Source organism: Mesorhizobium sp. P2_A8 (assembly GCF_056404935.1).
Window position 1 is genome coordinate 50,205 of record NZ_JBFUDB010000001.1, and the last position, 21,777, is coordinate 71,981.

Below are 21,777 nucleotides of genomic sequence, written 5' to 3' on the forward strand. Positions count from 1 at the left end.
TGTAACCAAAATGGTGACGACGAACCCAAATGGTGTCGGTCGCCAAATCGAGAGAGCTTCGCCGTGAACGCCACTGCTGGAAATCTTGAAGCCCTGGAAGCCTCGTTGCTTGCCGACATCGCGTCGGCCGCCGATGAACCGGCCATCGAGGCCGTGCGCATCGCTGCCTTCGGCAAGAAGGGCACTGTGTCCGAGATGCTGAAGACGCTTGGCGCCATGACCGCCGAGGAGCGCCAGCTCAAGGGCCCTGTTATCAACGGCCTCAAGAACCGTGTCACCGAGGCGCTGACGGCCCGCAAGCTCGAGCTGAAGGACGTGGCGATCACCACCCGCCTGGCCGCCGAAAAGGTCGACGTGACGTTGCCGGTGCGGCAGTCGCCGGCCGAGCGCGGCCGCATCCATCCGATCAGCCAGGTCATCGACGAAATCGCGGCGATCTTCGGCGACCTCGGTTTCTCCATAGCCGAAGGTCCGGATATCGAGAGCGATTACTACAACTTCACCGCGCTTAATTTCCCGGAAGGCCATCCGGCGCGCGAGATGCACGACACCTTCTTCTTCCAGCCGGACGAGAAGGGCGAGCGCAAGCTTTTGCGCACCCACACGTCGCCGGTGCAGATCCGCACCATGGAGACGAAGAAGCCGCCAATCCGCATCGTCATTCCTGGAAAAACCTACCGGCAGGACTCGGATGCCACCCATTCGCCGATGTTCCATCAGGTCGAGGGGCTGGTGATCGACAAGACGGCCAATGTCGCCAACATGAAGTGGGTGCTTGAGGAATTCTGCAAGGCCTTCTTCGAAGTGCCCTCGGTCAAGATGCGCTTTCGGCCGTCCTTCTTCCCGTTCACCGAACCCAGCCTTGAGGTCGACATCCAGTGCGACCGCTCCAGACCCGGCGAAGTGCGCTTCGGCGAAGGCTCCGACTGGATGGAGATCCTCGGCTGCGGCATGGTGCATCCCAATGTGCTGCGCCATGGCGGGCTCGACCCCGACGAATATCAGGGCTTTGCCTGGGGCATGGGCATCGACCGCATCGCCATGCTGAAATACGGCATGCCGGATCTGCGCGCCTTCTTTGATGCCGACGTCCGCTGGCTGTCGCATTACGGTTTCAGGCCGCTCGACATGCCGACGCTGTTCGGAGGTCTGAGCGCATGACAGCGCCCCACGCCGGCGGCTGTCGCTGCGGCGCCGTGCGGTTCGAGGCCTCGGCCGAACCGCATCACGTCAGCTATTGCCATTGCGGCGATTGCCGGCGGGCGAGCGGCGCGCCGGTGTCGGCCTTTGTCGGCTTCCTGGTCGATCAGGTCGCGTTCACCGGCAAGGCGCTGAAGATGTACGAGAACGGGCCGGTGACGCGCTCGTTCTGCGGCGTCTGCGGCTCGCCCATCGCCTATGTCGACGAGCGGCTGGAGGACGACATCTATTTCATGCTCGGCGCCATGGACATGCCGGCCGATTTCAGGCCGACGCTGCATGCCTATGTGAGCGAGCAGCTTCCCTTCGTGCACATGTCCGACGACTTGCCTAGACATCTGAAAACAAGCGTCAAAAGACCAGACGGAACAGTTCAATGAAATTCACCCTCTCCTGGCTCAAGGATCACCTCGAGACCGACGCCTCGCTCAACGAGATCGTCGAGCGGCTGACCTCGATCGGCCTCGAAGTCGAGCATGTCGACGACAAGTCGAGCTTGAAACCGTTCGTCATCGCCAAGGTGCTGACCGCTGTGCAGCACCCTGATGCCGACCGGCTGCGGGTGCTTACCGTCGACACCGGCGACGGCAAGGCGCCGGTGCAAGTGGTGTGCGGGGCACCCAACGCGCGCGCGGGCCTGATCGGCGCCTTTGCCGCGCCCGGCACCTATGTGCCCGGCATCGACGTGACGCTGACGGTCGGCAAGATCAGAGGCGTCGAAAGCCATGGCATGATGTGTTCCGAGCGCGAACTGGAGCTTTCCGACGAGCACAACGGCATCATCGATCTGCCGGCCGATGCGCCTGTCGGCACCAGCTTCGCCAGCTATGCGCATCTCGACGATCCGCTCGTCGAGATCAACCTGACGCCCAACCGGCCGGATGCGACCAGCGTCTACGGTATCGCCAGGGATCTGGCGGCGAGCGGGCTTGGTACATTGAAGAGCGCTGCGATCGGAGCGATCCCCGGCACTGGCGAGACGCCGGTCAAGGTGACGATCGAAGCGCCTGAACTCTGCCCGGGCTTTGCGTTGCGGCTGGTGCGTGGCGTCAAGAACGGCCCGTCGCCGAAATGGCTGCAGCAGCGGCTGATCGCCATTGGGTTGAGGCCGATCAGCGCGCTGGTCGACATCACCAACTACGTCACCTTCGACCGCGGCCGGCCGCTGCATGTGTTCGACGCCAAGAAGGTTGCCGGCAATCTGACCGTGCGGCGTGCGCGCGATGGCGAAAAGGTACAGGCGCTCGACGGCCGCGAATACACGCTGACCCCGGAGATATGCGTCATCGCTGACGAGGACGGCGTCGAGTCGATCGCCGGCATCATGGGCGGCGAGCATTCGGGCTGCGACGAGAACACGTCAGACGTGCTGATCGAATCGGCCCTTTGGGATCCGATCACCACCGCCCGCACCGGCCGCACCCTCGGCATCATCACCGACGCACGCTACCGCTTCGAGCGCGGCGTCGATCCTGAATTCATGGTGCCCGGCGTTGAACTGGCGACCAGGCTGGTGCTCGATTTCTGCGGCGGCACGCCGACGGAAATCGAGGTGGCCGGCTATGCCGGTCATATCGGGAAGATCGTTTCCTTCCCGCTTTCGGAAGTGAAGCGGCTGACCGGCATCGAGGTGCCCAAAGCGGAAAGCCTCGACATCCTGTCGCGCCTCGGCTTCGAGCCGCAGGGCTCGGGCGATGTCATCGATGTGAAGGTTCCGTCCTGGCGTCCCGATGTGGATGGCAAGGCCGACCTGGTCGAAGAGGTGATGCGCATCCACGGCGTCGACAACATCGCGCCGCAGCCGCTCGGTGCGCATGACGCGGTCAATGCAAAAATCCTCACCACGCTGCAGGTCCGCACCCGCACCGCCAAGCGCGCGCTCGCCGTGCGTGGCATGATGGAGGCCGTCACCTGGTCGTTCATTCCGGCAAGGCACGCCGAACTGTTCGGCGGCGGCCAGACGGCGCTGAAGCTCGCCAACCCGATCGCCGCCGACATGTCCGACATGCGGCCGTCGCTGCTGCCGGGATTGATCGCCGCTGCCCAGCGCAATGCCGACAGGGGCATCGGCGACGTCGCCCTGTTCGAAGTGTCGGGCACCTATGAGGGCGACGGCGCCGACCAGCAGCGGCGCGTGGCCGCCGGCGTGCGGCGCGGGACGGCCAAACTCGACGGCTCAGGCCGCAATTGGGCCGGCAATTCAGGCACCGTGGGCGTGTTCGACGCCAAGGCCGATGCGATCGCCGCACTCGAAGCCTGCGGTGCGCCGGTCGACCGATTGCAGGTCGAGGCCGGCGGTCCGGCCTGGTATCATCCCGGCCGCTCCGGCACGATCAAGCTCGGCCCGAAAACCGTGCTCGGCACCTTCGGCGAGTTCCATCCGAAGACGCTTGAGGGCCTCGATGTCTCCGGACCGCTCTGCGGCTTCGAAGTGTTCGTCGATGCCGTGCCGGAGCCGAAGGCCAAGCCAACGAAAACCAAGCCGAAGCTGGAACTCTCCGCCTTCCAGGCGGTGAAGCGCGATTTCGCCTTCGTCGTCGACAGGACGGTCGAGGCCGGAACGCTGATCCGTGCTGCGTTGGCCGCCGACAAGAAGCTGATATCAGGCGTTTCGGTCTTCGATATCTTCGAAGGCGCATCGCTCGGCGAGGGCAAGAAGTCGATCGCCATCGAGGTGTCGATCCAGCCGGTCGAGAAGACCCTGACCGATGAGGATTTCGAGGCTCTGGCCAGGCGCATCGTCGAGAATGTCGGCAAGCAGACGGGTGGCGTGCTCAGGACTTGAGGTATTGCGGGCAAGCGGCGAATCGCCCTCCAAAGGGTGATGGACCATTTGCGCTATTCCGGCCTGCCGTTCGAAGCAAAACGTGCGGCGTTTCTCGACATCGTGTCGAGAGATGCGTTGCTGAGTGACGCCCTGGGTAGGGCGCGTCGTCTTGCCTTGCCCGACTGGCTGCTGGTTTCCGGCGCGCTCTACAATGCCGTCTGGAACCATCTGACGGGTAAGCCATTGGGTTACGGCATCAAGGATGTCGACCTGTTCTATTTCGATGAGAGCGACCTGTCATATGAGGCCGAGGACGGCGTGATTGCTGCTGCCGCTCCGGTCTTTGCGGGGCTGCCGCTGCCGGTCGAAATTCGCAATCAGGCGCGGGTTCATCTCTGGTATCCCCTGAAGTTCGGACAACCGTGCCCGCGCTACACGAGTTCCAGCGACTCGGTCCGCCACTTCGCCTCCAAAACCCACGCGGTCGGCGTCCGCTTCGACGTGGAAGGGCAGCTTGACCTCGTTGCGCCGTTCGGCCTCGACGACATCTTCTCGTTTCGCATCAACCCGAACCGGGCGATGGACAACCGGCAGACGCACCAGACGAAGGGTGCCCGCGCGAAGGCCAACTGGCCGGAGATTACGGTTCTGCCTTGGTGAATGTTCACCCTCCCCTTGTAGGGAGGGTGAAGGCAGGTTCACCCATTGACCAGCGCCAACAACTCCTCGGTGTAGCGCTTGCCAGTGACCTTATCCGGCGACAGCGCATCGCCGATGGCTTGCACCTCAGCCGCGCTCAGCTCGATCGCGGCCGCCGCCGTGTTCTGCTCGAGATGGCGGATTTTTCGCGCGCCGGGGATCGGCACGATGAAATCGCCCTGGTGCAGCACCCAGGCCAGCGCCAGCTGCGCCGAGGTCACGCCCTTTTCAGCCGCCGTCTTCTCCAGCGTGGCGATGACAGCGGCATTAGCGGCCATGGCGTCGGCCTGGAAGCGCGGCAGGCCACGCCGCCAGTCGCCGTCGCTCAAAGCTTCGGGTTTGGCGATGGTGCCGGTCAAAAGACCACGGCCGAGCGGGCTGTAGGGGACAAAGCCGATGCCGAGTTCGCGGCAGACGGCGAACACCTCGTCTTCCGGATCGCGGCTCCACAGCGAGTATTCGCTCTGCACAGCCGATATCGGATGCACGGCATGCGCCCGGCGTATGGTAGTGGCACTCGCCTCCGACAGGCCAAGCGCGCGCACCTTGCCCTCGCGAACCAGTTCGGCCATGGCGCCGACCGTATCCTCGATCGGCACGTTGGGGTCGACGCGGTGCTGGTAGTAGAGATCGATGACATCGGTGCCGAGCCGCTTCAGCGAGGCCTCGGCGACGGCTTTGACGTGCTCGGGACGGCTGTCGACGCCGGCCATCCGGTCGATGCCGGTGCCTTCCTCCAAGATCTTGAAGCCGAATTTGGTGGCGATGGTCACCTTGTCACGAACCGACTTCAGCGCCTTGCCGAGCAGGATCTCGTTCTCGTAGGGGCCATAGACTTCCGCCGTATCGAAGAAATTGACGCCGATGTCGACGGCGCGGTGCAACGTGGCGATCGCCTCGGCCTCCGGCTGGCCGCCATAGACGAAGCTCATGCCCATGCAGCCGAGGCCGACGGGATAGACGTTCAATTCAGTTCCTAGCTTGCGGGTTCGCATCAGGCATCTCCTTGTTCTGATGCGACAGAGATAGCGCCTTGCTTTCTGTTCGATAATCGTCTCTCATTTGCACGGGCTGTTCCAAAAAATAGATCAATGAACCGAGCGCATCTCTCCCAACTGGCGGTGCTGGCAACCGTTGCCCAATGCGGCAGCTTTCGCGGCGCGGCCAGGGAATTGGCCATCGCGCCATCGGCGGTCAGCCATGCGGTCTCCAGCCTGGAAGCGCGGCTCGGCGTGCGGCTGCTGGCGCGCAGCACCCGCAGCGTCGCGCCGACGGAAGAAGGCGCGCAACTCTTGGAGCGGCTGCGGCCGGCCCTTTCCGAGATCGACCTGGCTCTGGAGACGGCGGTCGAGTCGCGCGACCGGCCGGCCGGGAATCTGCGGCTCAGCGTGCCGCGCACGGCAGCACATCTGGTGCTGACGCCACGGCTCGGCGCCTTTGCCGCGGCCTATCCCGATATTGTGCTGGAGATCGTCATCGAGGACCGCTTCACCGATGTCGTCGAGGGCGGTTTCGATGCCGGTGTGCGGCTCGGCGAGAGCCTGCAGCGCGACATGATCGCCGTGCGCATAGGGCCGGACATTCGCGGCGCGGTGGTCGGCGCGCCATCCTATTTCGCGGCCATGCCGAGACCGCATCATCCGCGCGACCTTGCCGATCATCGCTGCATTCGCTTCCGCTTCTCCAGTGGCATCCTCTACCAGTGGGAGTTCGAGAAGGGCGGCGAGGCGATCGAGATGGCCGTGCAGGGACCGCTTGTCCTCGACGAGGACCATCTGATCGCCCGGGCGGCCGTCGATGGTGCCGGGCTCGCCTTCGTCTTCGAGGAATATGTCGGCACGCCGCTCGCCGACGGCCGACTGATCCGCGTGCTGGAGGACTGGTGCCCGCCCTTCGACGGGTTCTTCGTCTACTATCCCAGCCGCCGCCAGATGCGGCCGGCGCTCAGGGCCTTCGTCGACTTTTTCAAGGTGAGCGGATGAGCCGCGACCACCCTCCCCCTTGTGGGAGGGGTAAAGTGCGCTGGAAGAAAGCCAACCTGGCATTCGTTCACCTCACATGCAGGCAACAATCACCAACAGCACGACCCGCTACGGCTGGGGCTCGATCATTCTTCACTGGCTGATTGCGCTGATCTTCGTCGGCCAGTTCGGGCTCGGCTTTATCATGGTGCGGCTCACCAGCCAGCGCACCGCCTTCGAACTGATCCAGTTGCACAAGTCCTTCGGCTTTCTGCTGCTTGGGCTGGTGGTCCTGCGCGTCGCCTGGCGGCTCGGCAATGCGGCGCCGGCGCTGCCGCGCTCGGTCGGAACCTTGGAGCGCCGGGCCGCGCCGCTCGCCCACCTTGCGCTCTACGCGTTTCAGCTCGCCCTGCCTTTGTCCGGCTGGGCGCTGGTGTCGGTGTCGATGCTGGAGATCCCCTCGATGCCGTTCAATCTTTTCGTCATGCCGAACCTGCCGCTGGCCGAATCGGATGCGGCCGAAAGTTTCTGGGCGTCAGCGCACTGGTATCTTGCCTATGCGGGTATCGCCCTGGTCGTGTTGCATGTCGCGGCAGCGCTGCGTCATCATTTCCAGCTCAGGGATGATGTGCTCACGCGCATGATCACGCCTTCGTCAGATCCCGACATGGAATAGAGCGGCCGGGTCATTCGTTCATTGAGGTGAAGGGCGCGCAGGAAATGCGCTGCCTCCAACAAGGAACACCCCCATGTACACGCGCATCCTCGGATTTGCGGCGGTCGCCGTTTGCCTTGCCATGCCGGTTTCAGCGGCAATAGCGCTTGGCGATGCCGCCGGCAGCTACGCGATCAGCCCGGCCAGCTCCAGCATCCGCTTTTCCATCGGCAAGGTCGGTGGCGGCGGCCTCAATGGCGCCTTCGCCCGCTTCAAGGGCTCGATCCGCATCGACAACAGCGACGTCGCCCGCTCGCAGGTCAACTTCACCATCTTTCCCGAAAGCGTCGGCACCGGCCAGAGTCGCATTGATGCCTTCCTGCGCTCCGATGCCGTGTTCGACACCGCCAACAGCCCTGAAATCCAGTTTCGCTCGACCAGTGTGACCCGCACCAGCGACACCACGGCCCTCGTCAGCGGGCGGCTGACGGCGCGCGGCAAGACGTTTCCGGAAAAGTTCACCGCCGAGCTTGGCGGCCTCAAGGCCGGCACGATAAAATTCCATGTCACCGGCAAGGTGCTCAGGTCACGCTACGGCATGGATGTCGGCACGCCGATCTATTCCAACATCGTCGACTTCGACATGACGCTGACCGGCAAAAGGGGCTGAACGGTTGCAGGGTCTGGGTTCCTCACCCCGCAAAGCGGGGAAGAGGTGCCCCGGCAAAGCCGGGATGGAGAGGGGGACGACAGCCGCGAAGCCAGGAGTGCCTGCAAGAAAAGGGCGCGAGACGGTCCGCGACAAGAAGCCTGTCAGGCACCCTTTGACAGCGAATGCTAGCGCGCCACGGTCCTTTCCGAAAATCGATCGCGATTTTCGGGGGCATGCGCCCGGAATGCGAAGGCTCCGTCCCCGATCAGGGGAGCGTAAACAATACCGGCAACATACCCGACTGCTGGGCGCCGTCGATCAGCTCGAAGGCCGGTAGCGCGACGAGGAACACGAGGCCGTCGAGCAGCGTGGTCAACAACAGGCGCGGCTTGAAGCTGCCTGTGTCGCCCTCCTGGTAGAGCGACAATTTCGGGAAGAAGCGCGGCACCCGCTTCAGATAGGCCTGATATGGAGCACCAAGCGCTTCCTTGAGGAATTTCTCCTCGCGCAGGATGACGATGTGGAAGGCCCCCGCGCACAGAGCAGCGAAGAGAAGGATGCCGGAGAACGAGCCGATCTGTGCGCCGACCCCGGCCGCCGCCACGGTCGAGAAGACATAGAGCGGGTTGCGGGTAATCGAGTAGGGCCCGCCTGTCACCACCTCGGAAGATTTTCGCCCGCCGATGTAGAGCGTCGCCCAAAGGCGCCCGCAAATACCCAGGAAAATCAGCAGCACGCCGAACATCTCGATCGACTCATGCATCGGCGTGTCGGGCGGGAAGGTCGATTGCCCGAACAGCAGCGCTGCAAACAGCACCGCTACGAGCACGGCAAGCACTATCCTGCGCGTGCGCTGGTAGTGACCCAGCCCGTATTTGAGTTCTTTGTCCAAGGGAGGAATCCGATCGTCGAAGAGCTTAGCCGGCGATCGCAGCTTGGCCAAGAAACAGGCGTCCCGCCGATCGCCGGGACGCCCTGTAGCACAATTCAGGCGGATTTAGAGCGCGACGACGGACCTGACGTCATCGTGATCTAGCGCGGCGCCAGCACCATCATCATCTGGCGGCCTTCGAGTTTCGGTTCCGCTTCGACCTTGGCAATGGTCGCCACTTCCTCGCGGACCTTGTTCAGAAGCTGCATGCCGAGTTCCATATGCGCCATCTCGCGGCCACGGAAACGCAATGTCAGCTTGACCTTGTCGCCTTCCTCGAAGAAGCGGCGAACCGCCTTCATTTTGGTCTCGTAGTCATGGCTGTCGATGTTCGGGCGCATCTTGATCTCCTTGATCTCGATGACCTTCTGGTTCTTGCGCGCCTCGGCCGCCTTCTTCTGGTTGGCGTATTTCAACTTGCCGAGATCGAGGATCTTTACGACGGGGGGCACCGCATTGGGCGATATCTCGACGAGATCGAGCCCAGCCTCTTCGGCGAGCAGCAATGCGTCGTTGATGGAAACATCGCCGCGGTTCTGGCCTTCGGCGTCGATAAGCTGGACCCGGGGAACCCGGATATCACGGTTGGAGCGCGGGCCATCCTTGGTCGGCGCCGCTGCTTTGAAAGGTCTGCGAATGGTCGTGGTCTCCTTGGCCGTTTCGTTCGGGGTTTGTCAGTCTTGATGCGTGGACGCGCCAATGTGGTAAGCGCGCGGGCGAAGTCAATAGCACAGCATTGACAAGAAATCACCCTGATCGCTGGCCTGCACCAAACAAAGAAAGATCGCCAGCACTTTTCGCCACGCCTCTGGCTGTGCCACAAGACGCCCTGTGCCAAAAAGACCGGCATGAGGAAAAACCCATGACTGACACGCCCCCTGTCTTTCTGGACGTCGACGGATCGAGCATCGCGGTGCGCCATACGACAGGTGCCGCGCCCGGCATCGTCTGGCTCGGCGGCTACAAGTCGGACATGCTGGGCACGAAGGCGCAGACGCTGTCGGACTGGGCCGCTAGAGAAGGCCGCGCCTTCCTGCGCCATGACTATTCCGGCCATGGCGAATCCGGCGGCGCCTTTGCCGACGGCACGATTTCGACATGGCTTGCGCAGAGCCTTGCCGTGTTCCGGCATTTCACCACGGGCAGACGGATCCTGGTCGGCTCCTCGATGGGCGCCTGGATCGCGTTGCGCATGGTGCAGGAATTGCGCAAGGCGGGCGACGCAAACGTCGCCGGCCTTGTGCTGCTGGCGCCAGCGCCGGACTTCACCGCCGAGCTGGTCGAACCGGTGTTGACCGAGGCGCAGAAGCGCGACCTCGCCGAAAAGGGTTTCTTCGCGGAGCCGTCCGACTATTCCACCGAGCCTTACATCTACACGCGTGCGCTGATCGAAGATGGACGCAACAACCGGGTGATGACAGGTCCGATCGACACGCATTGCCCGGTGCACATCTTGCAGGGACTGGCCGATGCGGACGTGCCGGCAAGCCACGCGCTGAAGCTGGTCAGCCTGCTGCCGGCCGACGACGTGACCTTGTCGCTGATCCCCGACGGCGACCATCGCCTGTCGCGCCCCCAGGATCTCGACATGCTGGTCCGGGCCGTCGGCGCCATGGCGCAGAGGCGAAACTGATGCGCATTTCCATTCCGATATCCGCCTTTGTCGCGGCAATCGTCGGCTTTGGCGGCACACTGGCCATCGTCATCGCCGCCGCCAAGGCGGTCAGCGCGACGCAGATCGAGACGGCGAGCTGGGTGACGGCCATCTGCCTGGCGATGGCGATCGAATGCTTGTGGCTGTCCTGGCGCACGAAGATGCCGGTCATCACGGCCTGGTCGACACCGGGGCTGGCGCTGATCGCCGCGTCGAGCGGCTTCTCGATGGGCGAGGCAGTCGGCGCCTTCATCGTCACCGGCATCCTGTTGATCGCCACCGGCCTGTTCGGACCGCTGACGCGGCTGATCGCCAGGATACCGCCGTCGGTGGCATCGGGCATGCTGGCCGGCATCCTCGTCAGCTTCGCCATCAACGCGGTCAAGGCCATCCCCGCCGATCCCTGGCTGATTCTGCCGTTGATCGCGGCCTTCTTCGTCATTCGCTTGTTCAATCCGTCGGTGTCGGTGCTGGTGGTGCTGGTCGGCGGCGGCCTCGCCGCTTTCCTGACCGGCCGCGTCGGTGGCTTGCCGACACCGGAACTGTCGACGCTCACGCTGATCGCACCACAGTTCAGTGCCGCGGCGATCATCGGCCTGGCGCTGCCGCTCTATCTTGTCACCATGGCTTCCCAAAACCTGTCCGGCCTCGCCGTGCTGCGCGCCGCCGGCTATCATCCGGAGCCCGGTCCGCTGATTGGCGTCACCGGCCTGTTTTCGCTGCTGTCGGCCCCGTTTGGCGGCTCGACCACCAATTTGGCGGCGATTTCGGCGGCCATCTGCACCGGGCCGGACGTCCACCCCGACCCCGCCGAGCGCTGGAAGACCGGCCCGTTCTATGCGCTCGCCTATCTTGTCTTTGCCATCTTCGGTGCTTCGCTGGTGGCGATCTTCGCCGTCCTGCCGCAGAGCCTGATCGTACTGGTGGCGGGTCTCGCGCTGATGGCGCCGCTTGCCAACGCCTTGTCGATCGCGCTCAAGGACGAAGGTCACCGCATGGCCGCCACGGTCACCTTCGCCGTCACTGCTTCGGGGCTGACGCTGTTCGGCGTCGGCGCCGCATTCTGGGGCCTGGTCGCCGGCATGGTCGTGCTCTTCCTCGAAGAGTTCAAACTGCGACAATCATTTCAGCCGCTTGTCCGCATTTGGCGGACATTGTCCTGAATCGTCGTTTCCCCTCCCACCTGATTCCGCGCAGCCGTGCTGCATCTGAATGCACTCAGCCGTTACGGAATGCATAAGCATACCCATTGATGGCCGGAGCGCCGCCGAGGTGGGCGTAGAGCACCTTGGATCCGGCAGGAAAATAGCCTTTGTTCACGAGATCGATCATGCCCTGCATGGATTTTCCCTCGTAGACCGGATCGGTGATCATGCCTTCAAGGCGCGCGCAGAGGCGGATTGCGTCCTTCGTCTCCTGCGAAGGGACACCATAGGCTGGGTAGGCATAGTCCTCGATGAGCACGACGTCGTCCGCATTGAGTTCCTTGTCGAGTTGGACCAAAGCTGCGGTGTTCCTCACGATCTCAAGCACTTGCGCCTTGGTCTGCGTCGGGGTGCCCGATGCGTCGATGCCAATCACCTTGCGTTCGCGGCCGTCCTTGGCGAAGCCGACCACCATGCCGGCATGAGTAGAGCCGGTGACGGTACAGACGACGATGTAGTCGAAGGCAACGCCGAGTTCCTTTTCCTGGGCGCGCACCTCTTCGGCGAAGCCAACGTAGCCCAGGCCGCCATATTTATGTACCGAAGCCCCGGCCGGAATCGGATAAGGTTTGCCGCCTTTGGCCTTCACATCCGCGATCGCCTGTTCCCAGCTTTCCCTGATTCCGATGTCGAAGCCCTCATCGACCATCTGGACATCGGCGCCCATGATCCGGCTCAAAAGGATGTTGCCGACGCGATCATAGACGGCGTCCTCGTGGGGCACCCAGCTTTCCTGCACGAGGCGGCATTTCATGCCGATCTTCGCTGCGACGGCTGCCACCATGCGCGTATGGTTGGATTGAACGCCGCCGATCGAAACCAGCGTATCGGCGTTTGAGGCGATCGCGTCGGGAACGATGTATTCGAGCTTGCGCAGCTTGTTGCCGCCGAAGGCGAGGCCGGAATTGCAATCTTCCCGCTTGGCGTAGAGATCGACCTTCCCGCCGAGATGAGCGCTGAGCCGATCCAGTTTCTCGATATGGGTCGGTCCAAATGTGAGCGGATAGCGTTCGAACTTCTCCAACATGAGAGATCCTCCTCTGATTGTGATTTTGATGCTGGAAACACTATCATTTTTCACTTGAAAGGTGCTCTCTAAGACTAGGCAGAAAATGCCTGAAATCTGATTTTTTAACGCCAGAATGTTATATTACTTCGATAAAATGCCTCGATAACGGAAGAAGCTTTCATGAAGGCGTCGCTCGACCGGATCGACCTCAAAATGTTGCGCCTGCTCCAGGACAATGGGCGGTTGACCAATGCGGAGCTGGCGCAGTCGGTTGTTGTCAGCCCGGCGACCTGCCACCGCCGCATGCAACGCTTGTTCGATGAAGGCTACATCAGCCATTTCAGGGCAGTGGTGACGCCGCAGAAAGTCGACAGAGGCGCACTGGTGATGGTTGGCGTCGTCCTCGACCGCTCGACGCCGGAGAGTTTCGCGGAGTTCGAGAAAGCCGTCGCGAAACTGAAATTCATTCTTGATTGCCACCTGGTGGCAGGCGACTTCGATTATTTTCTGAAGATCCGGGTCGGTGACATGGCGGATTTCAACCGGATCCACGGGGATCAGTTGATCGCATTGCCCGGCGTTCGCCAGACGAGGACGTTCTTCGTCATGAAGGAGGTCGTCGACAACGCGCCGCTGGATTTTTGAAGGTATGGCTTCCCTGCCGATGCATCAAACCATGGACCGCCGGCGGCATTGCCACTGTTCTTCCTGCCTGGTCGTGCTTTTCCTCGGTACGCTCAAAAAGCGATAATTATTTCAGGCGCTTGTCCGGTTTCAGCGGACGTTGTCTTGAATCGCCGTTTTCTCCATCCCATTTCGATTCCACGCAGCCGGGTTTGGCTGTCTCCAACCGAAGGAATGGGAGAAAATGAACACATCTGCATTGATCCGTCCGGCGTGGACGCCGGCAACCATCGCGTTGATGGTGATCGGTTTCATGGTGTTCTGGCCACTCGGCTTCGCCATGCTTGCCTACATCATCTGGGGCGACCGCCTCGATGGTTTCAAGCGTGACGTCAACCGCGCGACCGACGGCATCTTCGCCGGCTGCCGCCGCGGTTCCGACAAGGCCGCACGCTGGGGCAATGGTTCCGCCCGCACCGGCAACGTCGCTTTCGACGACTGGCGCGAAAAGGAACTTGAGCGCCTGAATGAAGAGCGCCGCAAGCTCGACGAGATGCTGACCCAGTTCGACGAATACGCTCGCGAATTGCGCCGTGCCAAGGACCAGGACGAGTTCGACCGCTTCATGGCCAACCGCAACAAGTCGACGGCGCCGGCGAAGACCGATCCGAGCACCGGGTCGACAACCACCAAGCGTGGCAAGGGCTCGAACCTGCTTGACGACTGAGGCCCGGCGACAGGCCACATCGTGAAAAAACGGCGTCGCGCAAGCGGCGCCGTTTCTTTTTTGTTCTATTCGTTTTCCTCGAATCGCGTATCGTCCGGCCATGTCTTTCGGCTTCTTCCGCAATCTTACAAAGCCCAAGCCCGCGCCTGTCGAAGAGCGCGAGCACGTCGTTGCCGGCCGCTCATTGCCGCTCAAGATCGTCCAGAACGACCGCGCAAGGCGGCTGACGCTGCGCATCGATTCCGGTGGGCGTGGCCTGCGTATCACCGTGCCGCCGGGCCTGCGCCGGGGCGAGGTGGAAAAGTTCCTCGACCGCCATCAGGAGTGGCTGGAACAGCGGCTGGCCAAGGTGCCCAGCCGGCCGCAGGTGCGGCCCGGCATCAAGATTCCGGTGCGCGGCGTGCCGCATCGCATCGTCCATGAGCCCTCGAAACGCGGCACCGTCACCGTGTCGCGCGACGAGCGCGGTCCGCTCTTGATCGTGCATGGCGACCGCGTGCACCTGCCGCGCCGCATCGCCGATTTCCTCAAGCGCGAGGCCAAGCGCGAGATCGAGAAGCTGGTGGTGAAACACACGCAGTCTTTGGGCAAGCGCGCCAAGGCGATCCGCTTCAAGGACACGTCGAGCCGCTGGGGCTCCTGCACCTCCGACGGCAACCTGTCGTTTTCCTGGCGCATCATGATGGCGCCGTCGCCGGTGATCAATTACCTCGTCGCGCATGAGGTGGCGCATCTCAAGGAGATGAACCACGGTCCGAAATTCTGGAAATTGTGCGAGCAGCTTTGCCCCGACACCGAGCGCTGCAAGGCATGGCTGAAGCGTAATGGCGGCGCGCTGCAGGCGATTGTGTTCGAGTAGTTTCGGACGACGGTCAGTCGTCATTCGCCGCGTTGAGCTCCTCTGGTCGCAGCCCCTCATCGCCATGATGCGGCCACGGCAGGAAGTTGCTGTCGAATTCATCGCCGCCGAAATAGTCGAGCGCGCGATGCGCTTCGGCGCCGTTGAAGGCGGCCTTGTCCATCAGATGGGTGATGACCTCGCGCGCCTGCGCGATCTTTTGCCTGAGTTCGGCAACGGTTCTGTCGGCCATGATCTTGCTCCCGCCTTGTATCCCGTCCATCAATAGGTAGCGCCTTTGGCCGCGCCGGCAAACAGCATGCTTTTTCTCGACTCTTTTCGCTTTTCGTGCCAATTCCCGCGCCATGGCGCTCGACATCAAGATCTGCGGCTTGAAGACCGACGGGGCACTGGCCGCGGCGCTGACCGGCGGCGCCAGCCATGTCGGCTTTATTTTCTTTGCCAAAAGCCCACGCTATGTCGAACCCGCCGAGGCTGGCCGCCTGCGCGAGGCGGCGCACGGCAAGGCAAAAGCGGTCGCCGTCACCGTGGATGCCAGCGATGCGTTCCTGGACGAGATCGTGGCGGCGATGCAGCCTGATATGTTGCAATTGCACGGCTCGGAAATGCCTGACCGGGTGGCCGAGTTGAAGGCCCGCTACAACCTGCCGGTCATGAAGGCGGTCTCGATCAGCGAGGCTGCCGACCTGGAGAGGGTAAAGCCGTTTATCGGCATTGCCGACCACTTCCTGTTCGATGCCAAGCCACCAAAGGGCTCTGAGCTGCCGGGCGGCAATGGCGTCGCCTTCGACTGGCACATCCTCGCCGGCCTTGACGCAGGCGTCGATTACATGCTTTCCGGTGGGCTCAACGCCGCTAACATCGGCGATGCCCTTCGGCTTGCCAACCCGCCCGGAATAGACATTTCCTCAGGCGTGGAAAGCGCGCCGGGCGTCAAGGATCCGGCGCTGATCGAACAATTTTTCCGGGCCGTCAGGGCAGCGCGAGATAACCGCGCCGCCTGACCGGCTCAAACCAGAGCATGTCCCGGAAAAGTGGGAACCGGTTTTCCGACAAGGACATGCTCCCACATCGAGACCAGGAGATCGGCGATGGACAAGCCGGCGACACCCAATTCCTTCCGCACCGGACCCGACGAACAGGGCATGTTCGGCATCTTCGGCGGTCGTTTCGTTGCCGAAACGCTGATGCCGCTGATCCTCGACCTGGAACGGCACTGGAACGAGGTCAAAAAGGATCCGGATTTCAGGGCTGAACTCACCGACCTCTCGACCCACTATGCCGGGCGGCCGTCGAAGCTCTATTTCGCCGAGGGCCTAACCCGGCATCTCGGCGGTGCCAAGGTCTATTTCAAGCGCGAGGATTTGAACCACACCGGCTCGCACAAGATCAACAACTGCCTCGGCCAGATCCTGCTGGCCAAGCGCATGGGCAAGAAGCGCATCATCGCCGAGACTGGCGCCGGCCAGCATGGCGTGGCGTCAGCCACGGTCGCCGCGCGCTTCGGCTTTCCCTGCGTCGTCTATATGGGCGCCACCGACGTCGCCCGCCAAAGCCCCAACGTCTTCCGCATGAAGCTGCTCGGCGCCGAAGTGCGGCCGGTGACCGCCGGCCACGGCACGCTGAAGGACGCCATGAACGAGGCGCTGCGCGACTGGGTGACCAATGTCGAGGACACTTATTACCTGATCGGCACCGCCGCCGGCCCGCATCCCTATCCGGAACTGGTGCGTGACTTCCAGTCGGTGATCGGCACCGAGGCGCGCGCGCAGATCCTCGAACAGGAAGGCCGGCTGCCGGACACCATCATTGCCTGTGTCGGCGGTGGCTCGAACGCCATTGGCCTGTTCCATCCCTTCCTCGACGACAAGGAGGTGCGCATCATCGGCATCGAGGCGGGTGGCCGCGGCCTCGACGGCATCGAGCATTGCGCCTCGATGAATGCCGGCGCGCCTGGCGTGCTGCACGGCAACCGCACCTATCTCTTGCAGAATTCCGACGGCCAGATCATGGACGGGCATTCGATCTCGGCCGGGCTGGACTACCCCGGCGTCGGCCCGGAACATTCCTGGCTGCGCGATTCCGGCCGCGTCGAATACGTCCCCATCCTCGACGACGAGGCACTGGAGGCCTTCAAGCTGACGACGCGCGTCGAAGGCATCATCCCGGCGCTGGAATCGGCGCACGCCATCGCGCATGCGGTGAAGATCGTACCGGCCATGGACAAGGACCAGATCGTCATCGTCAACCTGTCAGGCCGTGGCGACAAGGACGTGCACACGGTGGCCAGCATGCTGGGCATGGAGATCTGATCATGACCACGCGCATCGACCGCCGCATGGCGAAGCTGAAGACCGAGGGCCGCCCGGCACTCGTCACCTATTTCATGGGCGGCGACCCCGACTACGACACATCGCTGTCGATCATGAAGGCGCTGCCCGGGGCAGGCGCCGACATCATCGAACTCGGCATGCCGTTCTCCGATCCGATGGCCGACGGCCCGGCGATCCAGGCGGCGGGCCTGAGGGCGCTGAAAGGCGGCCAGACGCTGGTCAAGACGCTGAAGATGGCGTCGGAATTCCGCGCCGGTGACAATGAAACGCCGATCGTGCTGATGGGTTATTACAACCCGATCTACATCTATGGCGTCGACCGCTTCCTCAAGGACGCGATCGCCAGCGGCATCGATGGGCTGATCGTCGTCGACCTGCCACCGGAAATGGACGAGGAGCTGTGCATTCCGGCGCTCAAGGCCGGCATCAACTTCATCCGGCTGGCGACGCCGACGACCGACGACAAGCGCCTGCCCAAGGTGCTGCAGAACACGTCGGGGTTTGTCTACTATGTGTCGATGACTGGCATCACCGGCTCTGCGCTGGCCGACACCGGCAAGGTGGCGGCGGCGGTCAAGCGCATCAAGGGCCATACCGACCTGCCCGTTTGCGTCGGTTTCGGCGTCAAGACCGCCGAGCAGGCGCGGGTGATCGGCGCCAATGCCGACGGCGTCGTCGTCGGCACCGCGATCGTCAATGCGGTGGCCAATGTGCTGGGACCGAAGGGCGAAAAGACCGCCGATCCGGCCGAGGCCGTCGCCACGCTGGTTAGCGGCCTTGCCCAAGGCGTGCGTTCGGCCCGCCTTGCTGCCGCCGAATAGTTTTCCTACCTCTGGTTTTGTGCATGCCGTTATCCCAAAACCGGGACTCTTCGTCAGGACAGGAGCCGAAGCGATGAACTGGATCACCAATTACGTTCGCCCGAAGATCAATTCGATGCTCGGCCGGCGCACCGACATGCCCGAAAATCTCTGGATCAAGGATCCGGAGACCGGCGAAATGGTGTTCCACAAGGATCTGGAATCCAACCAGTTCGTCATCCCCTCCTCCGGCCATCACATGAAGATCTCTGCCAAGGAGCGGCTGAGGTTTTTCTTCGACGACGGCAAGTACGAGACCCTGGACAACCCCAAGGTCATGCAGGATCCGCTGAAGTTCCGCGACGAGAAGCGCTATGTCGACCGGCTGAAGGACGCCAAGGCCAAGACCGGCCTCGAAGACGCGATCATCAATGCGCTCGGAACCGTCGAAGGCCTGCCGGTGGTGGTGACGGTGCAGGACTTCGCCTTCATGGGCGGCTCGCTCGGCATGGCCGCCGGTGATGCCATCGTGCACGGCTTCGAAGTCGCTTTGCAGCGCAAGCGGCCGCTGATCCTGTTCGCCGCCTCCGGCGGTGCCCGCATGCAGGAAGGCATCCTGTCGCTGATGCAGTTGCCGCGCACCACGGTCGGCGTCGACCGGCTGAAGGAAGCCGGCCTGCCCTACATCGTCGTTTTGACCAATCCGACCACCGGCGGCGTCACCGCTTCCTATGCCATGCTGGGCGACGTGCACATCGCCGAGCCCGGCGCGCTGATCGGCTTTGCCGGACCGCGCGTCATCGAACAGACCATCCGGGAAAAACTGCCCGACGGCTTCCAGCGCTCCGAGTACCTGATGGAACACGGCATGGTCGACATGGTGGTGTCGCGCCTGGAGATGCGCCAGACTATCGCGCGGCTGCTGAAGATGCTGCTCAAGATGCCGGAGGAGCAAAAGCCGCTGGAGCCGGAAATCCTGCCGCCGGCAACAATTCCGGCGGAGGCACGTCCACAGGCCTGACGCGACATTCTTCGCCGCGAACCGCGATTGCGCGCGATCCGTCGCGCGCTGTAGCTTCTTGATTGCACATGATCCTTTCCGAAAATCGATTCCGATTTTCGGGGTCATGCGCTAGGATTCCCATTATGACGACGCTTGCTGCCGACCGCGAAATCGAAGCCCTGATGGCGCTTCACCCGAAGGGTTTCGACCTTTCGCTCGACCGCATCTCGCGGCTGCTGGAGCGGCTTGATAACCCGCAGGACCGGCTGCCGCCGGTCATCCACATCGCAGGCACCAACGGCAAGGGCTCGTGTGCCGCGTTTTCGCGCGCACTGCTCGAAGCGGCGGACTACCGCGTCCACGTCCACACCTCGCCGCACCTAGTCAACTGGCATGAGCGCTACCGGCTGGCCGCCGATGGCGGCGGCAGGCTGGTCGACGACAGGGTGTTCGCCGATGCCATCGCCCGCGTCGCCAGGGCCAATGAAGGCGAGACGATCACCGTTTTCGAGATCCTCACCGCCGTCACCTTCCTGCTGTTTTCCGAGTATCCGGCCGATGTGGCCATCATCGAGGTCGGGCTTGGCGGCCGTTTCGACGCCACCAATGTCGTCAAGGAACCGGCCGTATCGGTGATCATGCCGGTGTCGCTCGACCACGAAGCCTATCTCGGCGACCGAGTCGAACTGATCGCCGCCGAAAAGGCCGGCATCATCAAGCGCGGCTGCCCGGTGGTCATCGGCGCGCAGGAAAGCGAGACGGCGCTTCAGGTGCTGATCGAGACTGCCGAGCGGCTTGAGTGTCCGGCCTTCGTCTACGGCCAGGATTTCCTCGCCTTCGAGGAGAACGGCCGCATGGTCTATCAGGACGAAGACGGCCTGATGGACCTGCCGCCGCCACGGCTGCCCGGACGCCACCAGTTCGCCAACGCGGCGGCGGCGATCGCCGCGGTCAAGGCAGCCGGCTTCGAGATCAGCCATCGCGCCGCCGAGAAGGCGATGATCAATGTCGCCTGGCCCGGCCGGATGCAGAAGCTGGCGCAGGGCCGGCTGGCCGAACTTGCGCCGAAGGGAGCCGACATCTGGCTCGACGGCGGCCACAATCCGGGTGCCGGCGTGGTCGTTGCCGAGGCGATGGCCGAGCAGGAAGAAAAGAACCCACGTCCGCTCTTCCTCATCTCGGGCATGATCAACACCAAGGACCAGAGCGGCTATTTCCGCGCTTTCAAGGGCCTCGCCCGGCATGTCTACACGGTGCCGGTGAGCCTCAGCGAGGCCGGCGTACCGAACGATGAACTGGCGATCCGCGCGACGGAAGCCGGGCTGACGGCCGAACCGGTGAGTTCCGTCGCCAGCGCGCTGATGCTGCTGCGCGACACCTGGGATGGCCCGCCGCCGCGCATCCTGATCGGCGGTTCGCTTTATCTGGCCGGCGCCGTCCTGGCCGAGAACGGCACGCCCCCGACCTGAGGTCGGCTTTCGGCGATCACCGCAAGGAGCAGTCATGATCAAGGTCAGGCAAATCGCTCACGTCTGCATCTTCGCGAATGATCTGGAGGCGACGCGAAGCTTCTACCGCGACGTCCTCGGCATGGACACCCAGTTCAATTTCCTGCGTGACGGCAAGATTTTCGGGTTCTACCTCGATTGCGGCGGTCGCAGCCACGTCGAGGTGTTCCAGAAGGACGGGGCAAGTTACAGCGACTTGAACCAGATCAACCACTTCTGCCTTGAAGTGGAGAACATCGACGCAGCGATCGCCCACATCAGGTCGAAGGGCGTCGACGTCACGGCAAAGAAACTGGCCTGCGATGATACCTACCAGGCCTGGATTCGCGACCCCAACGGCGTGAAGATCGAGCTGTTCGAGTATACCGGAAAAAGCGCGCAGTTCGCCGGAGGCGATCGTATCGCCGACTGGTAATCGCACCTGGCGCCCGATGGCTTTCGCGGGTTACTTCAACTCGATCTCGATGAAGGCGTATTCGCCCTCATTGGCGTTGATGACGTCGTGTTCGACGCCCTCCTTGCGGAAATAGGGCGCGCCCTTCTTCATCTCGGCAAAGGATTCACCGTCCTTGGTCAAAAGCTTCACCTTGCCGTCCATCAGCGGCACGACGACATAGTCATGGCCATGGCGGTGCCAGCCGGTGTTGTCGCCGGGCGCGAAGCGGTATTCGGTGACGATGACACGCTCATTGTCGATGAAGACGGTGGCCTTGGCGGATCCGGTCATAGCGTTTCTCCCTGCTTCTGCTGCCAGAAGAAGACATGGAGTGGCCCAATGTGAGGGCCAGAGCGGCTCACCGATGACGCCAACAAAAAGCCCGGCGCGAGGCCGGGCTTGATATCAGGAATTTCGGACGGATCAGGCGAGGCTGCCATTGATCCAGTGCGACAGCGCGGTCTTGGGTGCTGCGCCGACCTTCATGTCGGCCACCTCGCCGCCTTTGAAGATCATCAGCGTCGGAATCGAGCGCACGCCGAACTGCGCGGCAAGTTCGGGATTCTCGTCAATGTTCAGCTTGGCGATCTTCACCTTGGCGCCGAGTTCGGTGGCGATGTCTTCGAGCGCCGGAGCGATCATCTTGCAGGGACCGCACCATTCCGCCCAGAAATCGACGACGACCGGTACGCTGGCGTTAAGCACATCGGCCTGGAAATTGCTCTTGTCGACCTTGACGGTGGTCATGCGGAAA

General features: G+C 62.9%; 25 protein-coding genes. 18 read left to right on the forward strand and 7 right to left on the reverse strand.

Annotated features, from left to right (window positions below; genetic code table 11):
• Positions 1-63 precede the first annotated feature (63 nt).
• The 4 genes from pheS to AC1D10_RS00255 are packed head-to-tail and all read left to right on the forward strand — an operon-like array spanning position 64 to position 4,627.
• Positions 64-1,161, forward strand: a complete 1,098-nt coding sequence (gene pheS / locus AC1D10_RS00240) for a phenylalanine--tRNA ligase subunit alpha (RefSeq protein WP_477268045.1) — start codon at positions 64-66, stop codon at positions 1,159-1,161.
• Positions 1,158-1,580 carry a GFA family protein gene (locus AC1D10_RS00245; protein ID WP_379101142.1) on the forward strand — a complete coding sequence of 141 codons (423 nt, stop codon included), beginning with the start codon at positions 1,158-1,160 and terminating at the stop codon, positions 1,578-1,580. Before pheS ends, AC1D10_RS00245 begins: the two co-directional genes overlap by 4 nt.
• The gene (pheT, locus tag AC1D10_RS00250; protein WP_477268047.1) at positions 1,577-3,985 is read left to right on the forward strand and encodes a phenylalanine--tRNA ligase subunit beta; all 2,409 of its coding nucleotides are present in this window, start codon (positions 1,577-1,579) and stop codon (positions 3,983-3,985) included. Before AC1D10_RS00245 ends, pheT begins: the two co-directional genes overlap by 4 nt.
• 39 nt (positions 3,986-4,024) lie before the next feature.
• On the forward strand, positions 4,025-4,627 hold the full coding sequence (locus tag AC1D10_RS00255; protein ID WP_477268050.1) for a nucleotidyltransferase family protein: 603 nt from the start codon (positions 4,025-4,027) through the stop codon (positions 4,625-4,627).
• Between the two features lie 38 nt (positions 4,628-4,665).
• Here AC1D10_RS00255 and AC1D10_RS00260 read toward each other — a convergent pair whose 3' ends face one another.
• Complete coding sequence (locus AC1D10_RS00260; protein ID WP_477268052.1) at positions 4,666-5,661, reverse strand: aldo/keto reductase; 996 nt, start codon at positions 5,659-5,661, stop codon at positions 4,666-4,668.
• A 96-nt stretch (positions 5,662-5,757) separates the two neighbouring features.
• Here AC1D10_RS00260 and AC1D10_RS00265 point away from each other — a divergent pair, with 96 nt between their 5' ends.
• The 3 genes from AC1D10_RS00265 (at position 5,758) to AC1D10_RS00275 (ending at position 7,952) form a co-directional block, all read left to right on the forward strand.
• On the forward strand, positions 5,758-6,648 hold the full coding sequence (locus AC1D10_RS00265) for a LysR family transcriptional regulator (RefSeq protein ID WP_477268054.1): 891 nt from the start codon (positions 5,758-5,760) through the stop codon (positions 6,646-6,648).
• 76 nt (positions 6,649-6,724) lie between these two features.
• Positions 6,725-7,303 carry a cytochrome b gene (locus AC1D10_RS00270; protein WP_477268056.1) on the forward strand — a complete coding sequence of 193 codons (579 nt, stop codon included), beginning with the start codon at positions 6,725-6,727 and terminating at the stop codon, positions 7,301-7,303.
• A 73-nt stretch (positions 7,304-7,376) separates the two neighbouring features.
• Positions 7,377-7,952 carry a YceI family protein gene (locus AC1D10_RS00275; protein ID WP_477268058.1) on the forward strand — a complete coding sequence of 192 codons (576 nt, stop codon included), beginning with the start codon at positions 7,377-7,379 and terminating at the stop codon, positions 7,950-7,952.
• Positions 7,953-8,199: 247 nt separating this feature from the next.
• Here the strand turns inward: AC1D10_RS00275 and AC1D10_RS00280 are convergent, their stop codons facing one another.
• Positions 8,200-8,826, reverse strand: a complete 627-nt coding sequence (locus AC1D10_RS00280) for a methyltransferase family protein (protein ID WP_477268060.1) — start codon at positions 8,824-8,826, stop codon at positions 8,200-8,202.
• A gap of 140 nt (positions 8,827-8,966) precedes the next feature.
• Positions 8,967-9,503 carry a translation initiation factor IF-3 gene (gene infC, locus AC1D10_RS00285; RefSeq protein WP_010912915.1) on the reverse strand — a complete coding sequence of 179 codons (537 nt, stop codon included), beginning with the start codon at positions 9,501-9,503 and terminating at the stop codon, positions 8,967-8,969.
• Between the two features lie 224 nt (positions 9,504-9,727).
• Here infC and AC1D10_RS00290 point away from each other — a divergent pair, with 224 nt between their 5' ends.
• Both AC1D10_RS00290 and AC1D10_RS00295 read left to right on the forward strand, forming a co-directional pair.
• The gene (locus AC1D10_RS00290; RefSeq protein ID WP_477268062.1) at positions 9,728-10,498 is read left to right on the forward strand and encodes an alpha/beta hydrolase; all 771 of its coding nucleotides are present in this window, start codon (positions 9,728-9,730) and stop codon (positions 10,496-10,498) included.
• Positions 10,498-11,682 carry a benzoate/H(+) symporter BenE family transporter gene (locus AC1D10_RS00295; RefSeq protein ID WP_477268064.1) on the forward strand — a complete coding sequence of 395 codons (1,185 nt, stop codon included), beginning with the start codon at positions 10,498-10,500 and terminating at the stop codon, positions 11,680-11,682. The genes AC1D10_RS00290 and AC1D10_RS00295 overlap by 1 nt, the downstream gene beginning before the upstream one ends.
• Positions 11,683-11,737: 55 nt before the next feature.
• Here the strand turns inward: AC1D10_RS00295 and AC1D10_RS00300 are convergent, their stop codons facing one another.
• Positions 11,738-12,751, reverse strand: coding sequence for a 1-aminocyclopropane-1-carboxylate deaminase (locus AC1D10_RS00300; protein ID WP_477268066.1), 1,014 nt, complete (start codon positions 12,749-12,751; stop codon positions 11,738-11,740).
• 162 nt (positions 12,752-12,913) lie between these two features.
• Here AC1D10_RS00300 and AC1D10_RS00305 point away from each other — a divergent pair, with 162 nt between their 5' ends.
• The 3 genes from AC1D10_RS00305 to AC1D10_RS00315 all read left to right on the forward strand — a co-directional run bounded on the left by AC1D10_RS00305 (position 12,914) and on the right by AC1D10_RS00315 (position 14,943).
• Positions 12,914-13,378, forward strand: coding sequence for an Lrp/AsnC family transcriptional regulator (locus tag AC1D10_RS00305; protein WP_477268068.1), 465 nt, complete (start codon positions 12,914-12,916; stop codon positions 13,376-13,378).
• 223 nt (positions 13,379-13,601) lie between these two features.
• Entirely contained in the window at positions 13,602-14,084 is a 483-nt protein-coding gene (locus AC1D10_RS00310; RefSeq protein ID WP_477268070.1) for a DUF2852 domain-containing protein, read from the forward strand.
• 100 nt (positions 14,085-14,184) lie between these two features.
• Complete coding sequence (locus AC1D10_RS00315; RefSeq protein ID WP_477268072.1) at positions 14,185-14,943, forward strand: M48 family metallopeptidase; 759 nt, start codon at positions 14,185-14,187, stop codon at positions 14,941-14,943.
• 13 nt (positions 14,944-14,956) lie between these two features.
• Here AC1D10_RS00315 and AC1D10_RS00320 read toward each other — a convergent pair whose 3' ends face one another.
• Positions 14,957-15,175: a hypothetical protein gene (locus AC1D10_RS00320; protein WP_477268074.1), complete on the reverse strand. Its 219-nt coding sequence runs from the start codon at positions 15,173-15,175 to the stop codon at positions 14,957-14,959.
• 112 nt (positions 15,176-15,287) lie between these two features.
• Here AC1D10_RS00320 and AC1D10_RS00325 point away from each other — a divergent pair, with 112 nt between their 5' ends.
• From AC1D10_RS00325 to AC1D10_RS00350, 6 genes are all read left to right on the forward strand, one after another.
• Positions 15,288-15,947: a phosphoribosylanthranilate isomerase gene (locus AC1D10_RS00325; protein WP_477268076.1), complete on the forward strand. Its 660-nt coding sequence runs from the start codon at positions 15,288-15,290 to the stop codon at positions 15,945-15,947.
• Positions 15,948-16,034: 87 nt separating this feature from the next.
• Positions 16,035-17,255 carry a tryptophan synthase subunit beta gene (gene trpB / locus AC1D10_RS00330; protein ID WP_477268078.1) on the forward strand — a complete coding sequence of 407 codons (1,221 nt, stop codon included), beginning with the start codon at positions 16,035-16,037 and terminating at the stop codon, positions 17,253-17,255.
• Between the two features lie 2 nt (positions 17,256-17,257).
• A complete protein-coding gene (gene trpA / locus AC1D10_RS00335; RefSeq protein ID WP_477268080.1) occupies positions 17,258-18,097 on the forward strand; it encodes a tryptophan synthase subunit alpha in 840 nt (279 codons plus the stop codon).
• A 73-nt stretch (positions 18,098-18,170) separates the two neighbouring features.
• On the forward strand, positions 18,171-19,097 hold the full coding sequence (gene accD / locus AC1D10_RS00340) for an acetyl-CoA carboxylase, carboxyltransferase subunit beta (RefSeq protein WP_477268082.1): 927 nt from the start codon (positions 18,171-18,173) through the stop codon (positions 19,095-19,097).
• Between the two features lie 125 nt (positions 19,098-19,222).
• Positions 19,223-20,548 (forward strand): bifunctional folylpolyglutamate synthase/dihydrofolate synthase, encoded by a 1,326-nt coding sequence (locus AC1D10_RS00345; protein WP_477268084.1) that lies wholly within the window; start codon positions 19,223-19,225, stop codon positions 20,546-20,548.
• A 34-nt stretch (positions 20,549-20,582) separates the two neighbouring features.
• Positions 20,583-21,002 carry a VOC family protein gene (locus AC1D10_RS00350; protein ID WP_477268086.1) on the forward strand — a complete coding sequence of 140 codons (420 nt, stop codon included), beginning with the start codon at positions 20,583-20,585 and terminating at the stop codon, positions 21,000-21,002.
• Between the two features lie 30 nt (positions 21,003-21,032).
• Here the strand turns inward: AC1D10_RS00350 and AC1D10_RS00355 are convergent, their stop codons facing one another.
• Positions 21,033-21,314 carry a cupin domain-containing protein gene (locus AC1D10_RS00355; protein ID WP_095083181.1) on the reverse strand — a complete coding sequence of 94 codons (282 nt, stop codon included), beginning with the start codon at positions 21,312-21,314 and terminating at the stop codon, positions 21,033-21,035.
• A gap of 132 nt (positions 21,315-21,446) precedes the next feature.
• Complete coding sequence (trxA, locus tag AC1D10_RS00360; RefSeq protein WP_111545430.1) at positions 21,447-21,770, reverse strand: thioredoxin; 324 nt, start codon at positions 21,768-21,770, stop codon at positions 21,447-21,449.
• Positions 21,771-21,777 lie beyond the last annotated feature (7 nt).